We start from the raw sequence: 15,388 nt of genomic DNA on the forward strand, positions 1-15,388 counted from the left end.
ATTGGTAACCATGGCCAACCCCCGAGCCGGACAGCCGGCCCAGCCCGAAGATCTTGTCGATCTGCCACACCTGGTGACGGCTTACTACACCGTGGCGCCAGATCCCGACGACGTCGCACAGCAGGTGGCGTTCGGCACCTCGGGGCACCGCGGCTCGGCCCTGGCCGGGGCGTTCAACGAGGCCCATATTCTGGCCATCACCCAGGCCATCGTCGAGTACCGCGCGGCCCAGGGCACCACCGGACCGTTGTTCATCGGCCGTGACACACATGGGCTTTCGGAACCGGCTTGGGTGTCTGCGCTGGAGGTGCTGGCGGGTAACGAAGTGCTGACGGTGGTGGACAGTCGCGACCGCTACACCCCGACGCCAGCGATCAGCCACGCCATCCTGACCTACAACCGGGGCCGCACGTCGGCGCTGGCTGATGGAATCGTGGTGACGCCGTCGCATAACCCGCCGCCCGACGGCGGGTTCAAGTACAACCCGCCCACCGGTGGTCCGGCGGACACCGACGCGACCAGTGCTATCGCCAAGCGCGCCAACGAGATTCTGCGCGACGGCGGGTCGGGAGTGCGGCGGGTGCCGCTGGCGCCGGCGTTACAGGCCGTGCAACGGCACGACTATCTGGCTAACTATGTCGACGACCTGCCCAACGTCGTCGACATTGCGGCGATACGTTCGGCTCAGATTCGCATTGGCGCCGACCCGCTGGGCGGGGCGAGCGTGGATTACTGGGCTGAGATCGCTACTCGGCACCGCTTGGATCTGACGGTGGTCAATCCGCTGGTCGATGCGACGTGGCGGTTCATGACGCTCGACCACGACGGCAAGATCCGGATGGACTGCAGCTCACCGGATGCGATGGCTGGGCTCATCGCCAACCGGGACCGCTACCAGATCGCCACCGGCAATGACGCCGACTCGGACCGGCACGGCATCGTCACCCCGGACGAGGGGTTGCTGAATCCCAACCACTACCTGGCCGTCGCGATCGATTACCTGTACACACATCGGACGTCCTGGCCGGCCGGGATCGCCGTGGGCAAGACCGCGGTCAGCTCGTCGATCATCGACCGGGTGGTGGCCGGCCTCGGCCGCAAACTGGTCGAGGTGCCGGTCGGATTCAAATGGTTCGTCGACGGGTTACTCGGCGGCACAATCGGGTTCGGCGGCGAGGAGTCCGCGGGGGCGTCGTTTCTGCGGCGGGACGGTTCGGTGTGGACCACCGACAAGGACGGCATCATCCTGGCGTTGCTGGCATCCGAGATTCTGGCGGTCACCGGTAAGACGCCGTCGCAGCGGTATGCCGAGCTGGCTGCTGCTTATGGGGCGCCGACGTACGCCCGGGTGGACGCGCCGGCGAACCGGGAGCAGAAGGCCCGGCTGAGCAAGCTTTCGGCCGAGGAGGTGACCGCCACGGAACTGGCAGGGGAGCCGATTGTGGCGAAGCTGACGGCAGCGCCGGGCAACGGTGCGCCGCTGGGCGGTCTGAAAGTGACCACGGCAAACGCCTGGTTTGCCGCTCGGCCGTCGGGCACCGAGGACGTGTACAAGATCTACGCGGAGTCGTTTCATGGAGCCGACCACTTGGCCGAGGTGCAACAGGCGGCCCGGGAAGTGGTCAGCAAGGTCATCGGCTAGCGGCCGGTTGTGTCACATCGGCCACATCAGTCACTGGCTGGCCGGGCATATCCGATTTCAAAATGCGATAGCGCATGCGATATCGGTGGGCGCTGACCAGCGGCTTTGAACCCGTCTTGACAGTGGTGTAGCTTCGATGGGCACAACTTATTGGGGCTATGGCGCAGCTGGTAGCGCACCACACTGGCAGTGTGGGGGTCAGGGGTTCGAGTCCCCTTAGCTCCACCAATGTGATGAGTCGCGTCAGCCTCCCGTGAGAAAGACCGAGGAGGGTAGCGCGTGAGCGAGTCGCAGACACCGCCTTTGCCGCGGGTCATGCGCCCGGATGACATCGGGCAGGACCTCGTTCCATGGCTGCACGAGCACTCCGAGATCTGGGAAGCTGCCTTGCGGGACAGCGGCGCGCTGCTGTTCCGAGGTTTCGGGATTGACAGCCCCACCGCACTTAACCGCTGCATCGTGGCGACTTCGCGGGAGTGGGCGAGCTACCGCGAGCGTGCCACCCCAAGGACGGCCGTCGGAGACAACATCTTCACCTCCACGGAATATCCAGCGGGGGAGGTCATTTCGCTGCACAACGAGAACTCGCATTGCACGTCGTGGCCCCTGAAGTTGTACTTCTGCTGCGTAACAGCATCCGCCACCGGCGGTGAGACACCGCTCGCGGATTGCCGAAACGTGCTGGCGGCGATCCCGGCGGCGATTCGCGACGAGTTCGCCGAGCGTGGGTGGCGGTACCGACGGCATTTCGGCTTCTTTGGATCTCTTGGCAGGACGTATTCGCTTCTGCCGACCGCGACCAGGTAGAGGCCTACTGCCGGGAGAACGCGATGGACGTCGAGTGGGGCCGCGACGACTCACTCACGGTCACCTACGTGCGCCCCGCGATCCACGTCCATCCGGTCACCGGCCAGCCGGTGTGGTTCAACCACGGGTTGTTCTTCAACCCGTATTCGCTGACCCCAGAGGTGCGCGAAGTGCTACTCGAGTCCGTCGGTATCGAGGGTCTGCCCTACAACACGACATACGGCGATGGCCAGGCCGTTCCACATGCCGTGTTGCAAGAGATCGACCGGGCATACCGCGAGCACACGCGAAGCTTTCCCTGGCAGCCGGGCGACCTACTGTTCGTCGACAACATGTTGGTCGCGCACGGGCGCCGGCCATTCACCGGCGACCGCCGGGTGTTGGTCGGCATGGCTGACCCCGTGCCGCCCCAAGACCCCTCAAGCCCGAGCTAAGCAGCGCTGCCGTCGACGAGCGAGCTCAAGCTGCCCACCGAAGATGCGTCGAACAGGGCGCGCACATTCAGGTCGACGTCAAGAGACTTATTGACCGCGGCAATCACCCGCAGCGCTGAAATAGAGTCGCCGCCAAGGTCGAAGAACGAGTCATCGACTCCGACCTCGCGTACACCCAGAACCTGGGAGTAGATGCTCGCCAGGAGCGCCTCGGTGGCGGTCGTGGGGGCCCGGTAGTCCCGAATCGGCGCGGCAGTCACCACCGGGCGGCGGCCGACGATCCCATTCACCCGGCCCGGTTGCCCGTCATCGGCACGAGCGACCGAAGCCAACGTCTGATCCGGATGGGCCGCCATCGCCACCAACACCCGCTCCAGCCGCGCCAGCAGTGCGTCGATTGTGGGGCCGTCGAAAACCTCGGTGGCGAATTCAACGCGGAACTCAAGCTCGGGGCCCGGAATCGCGATCAAGTTCAGTGGGTAATGGGTGAACTCATAGCCGGTGATTTCGCGGATGCTCATGCCGTGGCCGCACGGTTGGGGGCCCGAATCATAGGGATAGTTCTGGTAGCGGAACAAGGTGTCGAACAGCCAGTCGTGGCCGGTTATGCGATGAACCTCGGTGAGTGGCAGGTGCTGGTATGCCAGGGTCTCGTTCTGGGCGTGCCGTAGTTGGTCCAGTAGTTGTTCGGTGGTGGTGGTCGCGGCGATGGTGGCGCGTACCGGCAGGGTGTTGATGAACAAGCCCACCATTGATTGCACGCCCGCCAGTTCGGCCGGCCGGCCTGAGACAATCACCCCGAACACCACGTCTTCTTGGCCGGTAAGCCAGCTCAACAAGCACGCCCACGCGGCCTGCAGCACGGTGCTGACGGTGGTGTTGTGCCAATGTGCCATTCGGGTGAGCTCGTCGGTGGTGGCCGCAGGGAGTGAGAAGGATTTCACTTCCTTGCTGGCAAGGCCAAACCGGTCGGGAGGGCCGACCAACGTGGGCGCCGGCAAGCCGGCGAGCACGGTGCGCCACACAGTGGCAGCGTCACCGTGGTCTTGCCCGCTCAGCCAGGACAAGTAATTGCGGTATGGGGCGGCAGTGGGCAAGGGCTGCAAGTCGTAACTGGCGAATATTTCGCGGAACAGGATCGGCAGGGACCAACCATCCAACACGATGTGATGGTGAGTCAGCACTAGCCGATAGCGGTGAGCGGCCGTGCGAATCAGGTTCGCGCGCAACGGACATGCTTGGGTCAAATCCGCGACGGCACTACGTTCGTCGGCGCATATTCGCTCGATCTGTGCCTGCGGTGCACGATCGTCGGCTAGGTCGCTGTAGCGCCATGGCAGCACCGGATCGGCCAAAATGATCTGCACCGGTTGGTGGAACTGGTCGATAACGAATCGAGCCGCCAGGTTGGGGTGGCGATCGGCGATTGTCTGCATGGCCTCGCGCATGCGGTCGGGTTCTACGTGACCGGCCAGGTCGATGCTGAGCTGCACGACGTACGGATCAGCGGCACCCTGCCCATACCGATGCCCGTGGCTGGTGTGGAACAGCAAGCCTTGCTGCAGTGGAGTCAGCGGCAAGATGTCGGCGATCGCGTACCGCGTTTCGAGATGGTCGATCTGCTGCTGGTTAAGCGCGGTAAGGGCAACATCGCTGGGAGTCAGCCCGCCACCACCGCTTTGCACATGAGCGCATATGCCGGCCAGAGCGTCAAACCAGAGCGTATTGATCCGAGCGATTTGGGTGTGATCAAGCCCGGTCGACGGTGCCCAGGTCCACTCGACCATGAGTTGTGGACCGCTGGCGGTGTCGACGGTGGCCGCGTTAAGCAAGACAGCCTGGGTTAGCTGCACGGGCACTGCGGCAGCGGCGGGATCACTAAACACCGGGCGGGAACTGGAGATCTGCCATTCGTCGTTGGGCGCTGGCGAATCCGCCGTAGTGCCCAGCCGACCGAGATAGTTGAAACCGATCGAAGGATCAGGGCCGTTCAGTTCCACATCGGGGTTTAGATAGCGAAGCAAACCGTAGCTCAGGTCGTCGGGAATGCTTCGAAGCTGTTCTTTGGCATCTTTGATCACCGTCCCCAACTCCGGCCCGCCGCCGCGCACCCGATGCCAATCGAGCCGCTCGACGGAGATCGAAACCGGGTATTTGGTGGTAAACCAGCCCACTGTCTGCGATAGATCGATATCGGGGGCCAACGTGTCCTTACGGCCGTGCCCTTCAACGGTGATTCCGATCGGCGCACTCGGGTAGTCGCGAAATTCCGTGCACGCCAACGCAAATGCAATCAGCAGAATGTCTTGTACTCCGGCGCGAAACGCCGCCGGCACCTCACCAATCAGCATGCGAGTGGTCTCGGCATCCAACGACATGGCCAGGTGCCCCGCGGTGAGATACGTATCGGCAACCGGGTCCACCACCGGCAGCACCGGCCCGGCCGCATTGATGGCCGTCTCGATGCGCCGCCACGCCGGCAGCTGATCGAGCACTGCTGCCGAGCGCGCGTGCGTCGACAACAGCGCCGCCCAGCGCTGAAATGACGTACCTCGCACTGGCAACGCCACCGGCTGACCGGCACGAAGCTGCCCCCAAGCGGTATTCAGATCTTGGATCAAGATCCGCCAGGACACTCCATCAACAGCCAGATGGTGAATCACCAGCACCAGTTCAGCCCTGGCAGACGCCCACACGGCGCTGACCATCACTCCGGCTGCCGGATCCAACCTGCGCCGGGCCGCTAGCAGCGCGTTATCGGACAACGTTGGCACGCACTGCACGCCGGGATTCGCACGAACGGAGCCGGGTTCGGGCACCCGCAACGACCAACCTTCGCCACCGGTGGCACCGTCGACAACCTGCGCCCGCAACATCGCATGGCGATCCAGCAGCGCCTGCACCAACTGCACCACGTCGTCATCGCTGACCCCGGTGGGAGCCCGCAACAGCATCGTCTGATTGAACTCTTCAACCGAGCCCGCAACACCGGCCAGCCAACAGATGATTGGCGTCGCCATCACCGCACCGACACCATCGTCGGACACGGCGTCCTCACGACGAATTGGCGTGGCAACCCGAGCGACCGCGGCCACTGTCCGCTCGACGAAAATGTCTTGCGGTTTACACACCACGCCGGCAGCACGCGCTCGGGCGGTCACCAGGATCGACGAGATACTGTCCCCGCCCAAGTCGAAGAACGAGTCGTCGACGCTGACGCGGTCGATACCGAGCACCTGGGCGTAGACGGCCGCGAGGATTTCCTCGGTCGGGTTGGTGGGGGCGCGGTAGCGGTCAACCTCACCGTATTCGGGGGCGGGCAAGGCGCGGGTGTCCAGTTTGCCGTTGACTGTCAAAGGCAGCGCGGGCAACGTCACCACTGCGGCGGGCACCATGAACTCGGGCAGCTGGTCGGTTAGTGCCGTGCGCGCGTCGACCGGGTCGGCGGTCCCGGTGATATAGCCGACGAGGCGTTTGTCGCCGGGACGGTCTTCGCGGACGATCACGACCGCCTGGTCGATTCCTGCCAAGCTCGTTAGCGCCGCGCTGATTTCGCCAACCTCGATGCGGTACCCACGCACTTTGACCTGCTCGTCGGCGCGGCCAAGGAAATCCAGTTGTCCGTCGGTACGCCAGCGCACCCGGTCGCCGGTGCGATACATGCGCTGTCCCGGCGCGTCCCTGCCACTGCCGAACGGGCACGCGATAAACCGTGACGCGGTCAGACCCGAGCGACGCCAATACCCGCAGCCGACGCCGTGGCCAGCGACATAGAGCTCTCCGGTGACTCCTACCGGTACCGGCCGCAGCCACTGGTCCAGCACAAACAATGCCGCCCCCGGCACTGGCGAACCGATGGATGGCGGGCCCGAACCTGAACTCAACGGCGCGCTCATCGACACATACGCTGTCGTCTCGGTTGGCCCGTAGACATTGATCATCAGCCGTCCGTCGGCCCAACGGTCCACCAGCTCGGCCGGACACGGCTCGGCGGCCACCACCAGCGCCGTTGACTCCAATCCCTGCGCAGGCAGCACTGCCAGCGCGGAGGGGGTTTGGCTCAACACGTCAACCTGCTCGGAGATCAGCAGCGCATGCAGGTCTGCCGGCGATCGGGTCACGGCTTCGGGAACCACCACCAACCGACCGCCGCGCAACAGCGCACCCCAGATTTCCTTGACCGAACCGTCGAAAGCATATGAATGACACTGGGTTACCGCCTGCCCCGCCGCGGGTGCGAACGGGGTAGGCGAGGTGAACAGTTGCGCGACGTTGCGGTGAGTGATGGCAACGCCTTTGGGCGCGCCCGTGGTGCCGGAGGTGTAGATGAGGTAGGCGACGTCGTCCGGGGCAGGCGGTGGCAACGGTGCGTCGGGACAGCTGTCGATTCGGAGGTCTTCGACGTCGATCACCAACAGGTCGCGCCCATCAAGTCGGGGGCGCAGGCCAGCTGTGGTGAGTGCGGCTGCCGGGGCGGCGTCATCGAGCATGAATGCGACTCGGGCATCGGGGTACGCCGGGTCAATCGGCAGGTAGGCCGCACCGGTCTTGAGCACCGCCGTCATCGCCACGATCGCCTGCGTGGAGCGCTCCAACAGCAGCGCAACGCATTTGCATGGGCCCACACCATGGCTGGCCAGCAGGCGCGACAACCGGTTGGTGGCTGAGTCCAGATCGCGATACGTCATGCGCTCGTCGTTGAAAACCACGGCGACCGCCTCAGGCGTACGAGCTACCTGCGCGGCGAACAATTCCGGTATCGACACCGAAGGCAGCGGTCGGGTCAGCGCTGCTCGATTGCTCCAGGCAGCCAGACTGACGCGTTCACCCTCGTCGAGCAGGTCGGTCGACGACAACCGAAGCTCTGGGTCCGCGAGCACGGTGTGCAGCAACCGCTCCCACCGGGAGATCAGCTTCTGGATGGTGGTCGCGTCGAAAACGTCGGTGCGGAACTCCACAACGCCCGCGACCCCGGCCGCTGCACCGGTGTCGGTGAAGCGTTCGGCCATGGAAAACACCAGGTCCCAACGCGCAGTCTGAGTTTGCACCGGCACCGCAGTGACGTCGAAATCTCCCAGTACCAACTGGTCGGGGGTGGTGTTTTGCCACGCCAACGTCACTTGGACCACGGGATGGTGGGCAAGGCTTCGGGTTGGGTTGAGTCGATCCACGAGGACGTGGAACGGTACGTCTTGATGGTCGTAGGCGGCCAGGCTTCGCGCCCGCACAGCGCTGAGCAGTTGGGCAAATGTGGGATCGCCGTCGACCTGGATCCGCAGCACCAGGGTATTGACGAAGAAGCCGATCAACTGATCGAGTGCGGGATCGCTGCGCCCGGCGGTCGGGATTCCGACTACCACGTCAGTACTGGCACTGATCCGTGCCAGCAACACACCGAGGGCCGCCTGGATCACCATGAAGCTGGTGGCATTGTGCTCGCGCGCGACGTTGCGTACTTGCTCGTGCAACCCTTCCGACCACTGAAAAGCAACCGTGGTGCCGCGGTGATCGGCGATCTGCGGATATGGCCGATCTGTGGGCAGTTCCAAACGTTCCGGCGCCCCGGCCAGCGCTTCCTGCCAATACGCCAGCTGGGCGGCTATGGCGCTGGCCGGATCGGCTAAGTCACCGAAGCGCTCGCGCTGCCACAGTGTGTAGTCGACATATTGGACCGGCAACTCTGCCCAATCAGGCTCATGTCCTGCACGCCGGCTGGCATAGGCCGTGCCCAGATCGCCTACAAACGGCGCCAGCGACCAGCCATCTGCGGCGATGTGGTGCATCGTCACCACCAGGACGTGTTGATGCTCGCCGAGGATGAAAAGTTTTGCACGGAGCGGGATTTCGCTTGCCAGGTCGAACGTGTCCCGCGCGGCCGCGCCGAGGGCTTCATCCAACTGGATCGTCGGCCATCGGGTTGCGTCGACGACGTCGAAAGCACAGTCCGCTTCTTCAGCGGCGATGATCACCTGATGCGGTATGCCCTCGACCGCTGCAAATACCGTGCGCAGGCTCTCGTGACGGCCCACGACATCGCCGAGGGCGCGGCGCAGCGCCTCGACATTCAGCTCGCCACGCAACCGAAATGCCAGCGGGACGTTGTACACCGCGGACGGCCCTTCAAGCTGGTCGATGAACCATAACCGGCTCTGCGCGAACGACAACGGGATCGTCGCGGGCCGCGGATCGACCGGCGCCAACGGCGCTAGCGCGGTCTCTCGCGCGGCGACATGGGTGACAAGCTGACCCACCGTCGGGGCATCAAACAACATGCGGACGTTGAGGTTGGTCCCCAGTGAGCTGTTGATTGCGGTGATGACCCGCATCGCTAACAGCGAGTCGCCGCCTAGGTCGAAGAATGAATCGTCGACTCCGACTCGGTCAACGCCGAGCACCTGGGCGTAGATGTCGACCAGGATCTCTTCGGCGGGCGTCGCCGGGGCGCGGTACGGGTCCGTGGCGGAGTAGTCGGGTGCCGGCAGGGCACGGATGTCGAGTTTGCCGTTGACCGTCAACGGCAGCGCGCTGAGCGGGACCACTGCCGCGGGCACCATGTGTGGGGGAAGCTGCTCGGCGAGCGCCTCGCGTGCCTCGGTCGGATCGGCGGCCCCGGTCACGTAACCAACCAGGCGTTTGTCGCCGGGCTGGTCCTCGCGGGCGATAACGACCGCTCGATCGACGCCTTCGACGTTGGCTAGTGCCGTGGTTATCTCGCCGAGCTCGATGCGGTACCCGCGGATCTTGACCTGCTCGTCAGCGCGTCCGAGGTATTCCAATTGACCATCGGCGCGCCAGCGCACCACGTCGCCGGTGCGATACATGCGTTCTCCGGGCGCGTCCGCGCCGTTGCCGAACGGGCACGCCACAAACCGCGATGCGGTCAAGCCTGACCGGTGCCAATACCCACAGCCGACGCCGCGGCCGGCCACATACAGTTCTCCGGCTACCCCGACCGGGACCCGCCGCAACCACCGATCCAGCACAAACGATGCCGCCCCGGAGACCGGCGAACCGATAGGCGGCGCACCCGAATTCGCTGTCAACTGCGCACTCATCGATGTGAACATCGTGGTCTCGGTCGGCCCGTATTGATTGACCATCACCCGGCCGACGGCCCAGCGATTCACCAGCTCGGCCGGACAGGTCTCACCGCCGACCACCAACGCCGTCGACTCCAGCCCCTCGGGCGACAAACCGCCCAGTGCCGACGGGGTCTGGGTCAACACGTCGACTCGTTCGGCAATGAGCAAGGCATGCAGGTCTGCCGGTGAGCGAACTGCCGTGTCGGGCGCCACCACCAGCCGCCCACCGTGCAACAGTGCGCCCCAAACCTCCCACGAGGACAAGTCGAACGCGTACGAATGGCATTGGCTCCACACTTGCCCGGGCGCCAGCACGAACCTGTCGCCTAGCGAAGCGAACAGCTGGGTGAGGTTGTGATGGGTGATCGCCACACCCTTCGGCACCCCGGTAGTGCCGGAGGTATAGAGGATGTAAGCCAGATTGGTGGCCGCGGGGTGCGGCAACCCAGTGCTCGGATACGCATCGATTACCGGGTCGTCCATATCGATCACCGCACCGGCGTATCCCGTCAACCTGCCGGCCAGATCGGCCGTCGTCACTATCGCCGCCGGGGCGGCGTCTTCGACCAGGAACGCAACGCGGGCATCGGGATACGCCGGATCGATAGGTAGGTAGGCGGCCCCGGTCTTGAGCACGGCCAGGATCGTGGTGACGGCTTGGGCCGACCGTTCGACGAGCAGCCCCACTACCTGGCCGGGACCGACACGGTGGCCGTTCAGGACGTGGGCGAGCCGATTAGCCGCGGCGTCCAGTTCGCCATAGCTCCACGACCGCTGCTCACCCACCAGCGCTACCGCCTCGGGGCGTATCGCCACCTGGCGGCCAAACACCTCCGGAATCGAAACTGGATGTGCGCCAGGGCTGCCAGCCAGCACGCGACGGTTACCGCGGTCATCGAGGTGGGCGTGTTCGCCGGCATCGAGCAGATCGATCGACGACAGCGACCGTTGCGGATCGGCGAGCACGGCCAGCATGAGCCGCTCCCACCGCGCGACCAGCGTGTGGATGCTGGCGGCATCGAAGACGTCGGTGCGAAACTCCACAATGCCGGCGATTCCGGCGGATTCACCGGTGTCGGTGAACTTTTCGGCCAGGGAAAACACCATGTCCATGCGCGCTGTCTGGACTGCTAACGGCATCTCGCTGATGTCGAGCTCGCCCAAGGTCAGCTTGCCGGGAATCGTGTTCTGCCAAGCGAGCATCACCTGTATCAGCGGGTGATGGGTCAGGCTCCGGGTCGGATTGAGCCGCTCCACCAGCACTTCAAACGGCAGGTCTTGGTGCTCGTAGGCGGCCAGGCTGCGCGTGCGTACCTGGGCGAGCAGATCGGCGAATGTCGGATCGCCGTCGATCTGGATCCGTAGCACCAAGGTGTTGACGAAAAAGCCGACCAACTCGTCGAGCGCGGGGTCGTTGCGACCGGCGATCGGGATCCCGACGGCCACGTCGGTGCTGTCGGACAGCTTCGACAGCAACACGCTCAGAGCGGCCTGGGTCACCATGAAGCTGGTCGCGTGATGGTCACGCGCAATGCGAGCCAACCGTTGCTGTAGTTCAGCTGCCCAGTGAAAAGAAATGGTCGCACCACGGTGATCATCGATCGGCGGATATGGCCGATCGGTGGGCAGCTCCAAACGTTCGGGCATTCCGGCCAGGGCGTGTTCCCAGTAGGCCAGCTGAGTGGCGATGCCGCTGTGGGGATCTGCGAGATCACCGAGCTGCTCACGTTTCCACAATGTGTAATCGACGTACTGCACCGGCAATTCGGTCCACTCGGGGACATGTCCGCTGCAGCGGCTGGCGTAGGCAGTGCTCAGATCGGTTGCCAACGGGGCCAGCGACCAGCCATCGGCGACTATGTGGTGCATGGTGAGCACCAGCGTGTATTGGTCTTCCCGGGCAGTGAAAAGTGTTGCGCGAAAAGCAATTTCGTTTGCCAGGTCGAACGTGTAGCGTGCGGCGTCGCTGACGGCTTCGGCGAACCGGGTGGGTGGCCATCCGGTTGTGTCGATGACGTCGCAAGCAAAGTCCGCTTGTTCAGCGGCAATCACCACCTGACGAGGCACTCCGTCGACCGCCGCAAATACTGTGCGCAGGGCTTCATGACGGCCCACCACGTCGGCCAATGCCTGACTCAACGCCTCGACATTCAGCGCACCGGTCAACCGCAGTGCCACCGCGATGTTGTAAACCGGTGTGGGCCCTTCCAATTGGTCGATGAACCACAACCGGGTCTGGGCGAACGACAACGGAATCACCGCGGGCCGCAACGGAATCGGCGCCAACGGGGTGCGCGCAGCTCCGCCGCTGGTGACTTGGGCGACTAGCTGACTCACGGTGGGGGCATCGAACAAGGTGCGCACGTTGAGGTCAGTGTCCAGGGAGTTGTTGATTGCCGCGATAACTCGCATCGCCGACAGTGAGTCCCCACCCAGGTCGAAAAAGGAGTCGTCTACGCCGACTCGGCCTACTCCGAGCATTTGGGCGTAGATGCTGGCCACAATCTCTTCGGCGGGAGTGGTCGGGGCTCGATACCAGTCGATGCTCGTGTAGTCGGGTGCCGGTAGCGCGCGGGTGTCCAATTTGCCGTTGACCGTCAACGGAAGCGCGGCCAGGCTGACCACCGCGGCCGGCACCATGAAGCCGGGTAGCTGGGCGGTCAATGCCGTGCGGGCGACGACCGGATCGGTTGTGCCGGTGATGTAACCGACGAGGCGTTTGTCGCCGGGCCGGTCCTCGCGGGCGATGACCACGGCTTGGTGGACTCCGTCGAGGTTGCTCAATGCTGCGGTTATCTCGCCCAACTCGACGCGATGCCCGCGGATCTTCACCTGTGTGTCGGAGCGGCCGAGAAACTCCAGTTGGCCGTCCGGTCGCCAGCGCACTACGTCGCCGCTGCGATACATGCGTTGGCCGGTTCCGTTGGCGCCGCTGCCGAACGGGCACGCCACAAACCGCGACGCAGTCATTCCCGGTCGATGCCAGTAGCCGCATCCGACGCCACGGCCCGCGACATACAGCTCTCCGGCCACCCCGACGGGCACCGGCCGCAACCAGGCATCCAGTACAAACAAGGCCGCGCCCGAAACCGGTGACCCGATCGGAGGGGCCCCCGAATCGACGCTCAACGGCGCGCTGATCGTCGCATAGATCGTGGTCTCGGTTGGGCCGTAGGCATTGACCATGACGCGCCCGCCCGCCCAACGATCCACCAGCTCGGCGGGACACGGCTCACCGGCAACCACCAACGCGATCGACTCCAAACCCAGCGGCGACAATGCCGCCAGCGCCGACGGAGTCACGCTGAGCACATCTACCTGTTCGCCGATCAACAGTGCGCGCAGGTCCTCCGGTGACCGAGTTACCGCGTCGGGCACCACCACCAGTCGACCGTCGTGCAGCAGCGCGGCCCAGAACTCCCACGACGCGAAATCGAATGCGTACGAATGACATTGAGCCCAGACCCGACCGGGCATAGGAGAAAAACGCCGATCCATCGCGTCGAACAGTTGGGTGAGGTTGTGCTGGGTGATTGCCACGCCTTTCGGCACACCGGTAGTGCCCGACGTGTAGCGGATGTAGGCGAGGTTGTGGGCGTCGGGGGCCGGGAATCCAGTACTGGGGTAACCGTTGATCGCAGGGTCGTCGATGTCAATGACACTCAGGTCATGCCCGGGGAGTCGTCCGGCCAGGCCCGCCGTAGTCACCGCGGCCGCCGGCGCCGCGTCCTGTACTACGAATGCAATCCGGGAATCGGGGTAGTTGGGATCGATGGGCAGATAGGCGGCCCCGATCTTGTATACGGCGAGAATCGCGGCGATGGTGTTCGTGGAGCGCTCCAACAGCAGCGCCACAACGCTTCCGGGACCCACCCGGTGGTCGTCGGCGAGCAGATGTGCGAGCCGGTTGGCCCTCGCGTCAAGCTCACCGTAATTCACGTGATCGCCGTTGAACACGACGGCGACCGCGTCAGGTGTGCGCGCCACCTGTGCGGCCCACAGCACCGGAATCGACACGGGCACTGGCTTGCTGACGCTCAGCACGGCCCGGTTGCCCACCTCGTCCAGGCGGGAATGATCGGCGTCGTGTAGTGCATCCATCGACGACAACCGCCGCCCCGGATCGGCGACTAGCTGCGCCAGCAGGCGCTCCAGCCGTCTCGCCAAACCTGAGACGCTGACATCGGGAAAGGGTTGGCCGGTGGTGTCCAGAAAGAGCCGGTCACGGTCCCTGGTGAGGAACAGGGCCGGACGGTCGCCGGACAAGGGCACCACCACGACCGATGCCGCAGCGTCACCGAAGGGTGCAAGGGGTGTAGATGGGAACAAATTCACACTGATCCGACGCGGCGCCGGTCCGCCGCCGGCGGGGTCGGGTTTGTTCTCCAGGACGTATACCGGAAACCTCTGATGCAGTAGGGCCTCTTGTAGCCGCGTGTCAACGTGCTGACAGAACTCCGCAAAATCAGATCCTGGCGAGGGTTCCAACACCAAGGGAACGGTTCCAGCCACCATTCCCGGAAATGTTCTGGATTCGGGAGTCGTTCGCCGGCTAACCGCAAAGTCGACCACCAGCGGGGAACCGCAGCTATTCCACTGGTTTACCAAGAGCGCGCACGCCGCGCTGAGCACCGATGATTGACGAACGCCCAACAGCTTGGACAAGGGCTGGATTCGACCGACGACGGAAGGGTCTAACTGCACCCACCCAGCAGCTCGCCCAGGATCACGCTTACTCTCGGTTCGCGGCGACCCGTAATCTTGAGTGTTTTCCTGCGGAAGAATCGCACTCCAGTAAGCTCGGTCTTCGAGATAGTTGTCGGAGGCCTCGTATTCCAATTCCCAACTAATCAGTTCTTGCAACGAGCCGAAATGTGCGGCTGGAACCGGCGCATGTGCAACGAGGGCGGAATAGACTGACGCCACCCGATTGGCGATAAGCAGCACACCGTACCCATCGCTCACGATATGGTGAACGCAAATAGCCAAGTAGAATTCGTCCGGCTGCGTCCGAAACACTGCGAACTTGAATAGCGGGCCAGTGAAGGGCATTGGCGTGCGCTGGAAGGATAATGCTAAACGATAGACCTCTGGCGCGGCGTTTCGTTCTGACGAGAAATCATAACGGGGGATCTCAATATCGAACTGATCCACGACTTTTTGGCAAATTACGCCATCTCTATCGAGAATGGTGGCCCTAAGTGGTTCGGCCTCGCAAATTACATGTTGGATCGCCTGCTCAAGTAAATCGGGCTCTATCGCGCCTGCGATGACAACGAGTATTTGATCCTGCCATTCCGAATCCAGGGAATGTAGGTTCTGCGACAACCAGATGTCGAGCTGCCCCCTCGTGAGGGGTAGAAATTCCTCGTGAAGGTCCATTCACCGCTCCTGCCGAGAAGGCTAGGCATCGTCATCGAATG

At 64.0% G+C, this 15,388-nt stretch carries 4 protein-coding genes and 1 tRNA gene; 4 read left to right on the forward strand and 1 reads right to left on the reverse strand.

Annotated elements, in window-relative coordinates; all coding sequences use genetic code 11:
• Positions 1–10: 10 nt before the first annotated feature.
• The 4 genes from pgm (at position 11) to AWC27_RS32610 (ending at position 2,883) form a co-directional block, all read left to right on the forward strand.
• A complete protein-coding gene (pgm, locus tag AWC27_RS05645) occupies positions 11–1,642 on the forward strand; it encodes a phosphoglucomutase (alpha-D-glucose-1,6-bisphosphate-dependent) (RefSeq protein WP_085669574.1) in 1,632 nt (543 codons plus the stop codon).
• Between the two features lie 152 nt (positions 1,643–1,794).
• Positions 1,795–1,870: transfer RNA gene (locus AWC27_RS05650), tRNA-Ala, on the forward strand.
• Between the two features lie 51 nt (positions 1,871–1,921).
• Positions 1,922–2,449, forward strand: coding sequence for a TauD/TfdA family dioxygenase (locus tag AWC27_RS32605; RefSeq protein WP_139836782.1), 528 nt, complete (start codon positions 1,922–1,924; stop codon positions 2,447–2,449).
• Between the two features lie 23 nt (positions 2,450–2,472).
• Entirely contained in the window at positions 2,473–2,883 is a 411-nt protein-coding gene (locus AWC27_RS32610; protein WP_342744499.1) for a TauD/TfdA family dioxygenase, read from the forward strand.
• Here the strand turns inward: AWC27_RS32610 and AWC27_RS05665 are convergent.
• Positions 2,880–15,347, reverse strand: a complete 12,468-nt coding sequence (locus tag AWC27_RS05665; RefSeq protein ID WP_085669577.1) for a non-ribosomal peptide synthetase — start codon at positions 15,345–15,347, stop codon at positions 2,880–2,882. The genes AWC27_RS32610 and AWC27_RS05665 overlap by 4 nt on opposite strands.
• Positions 15,348–15,388 lie beyond the last annotated feature (41 nt).

It is taken from the genome of Mycobacterium szulgai, from assembly GCF_002116635.1.
Classification (GTDB): Bacteria; Actinomycetota; Actinomycetes; order Mycobacteriales; family Mycobacteriaceae; genus Mycobacterium; species Mycobacterium szulgai.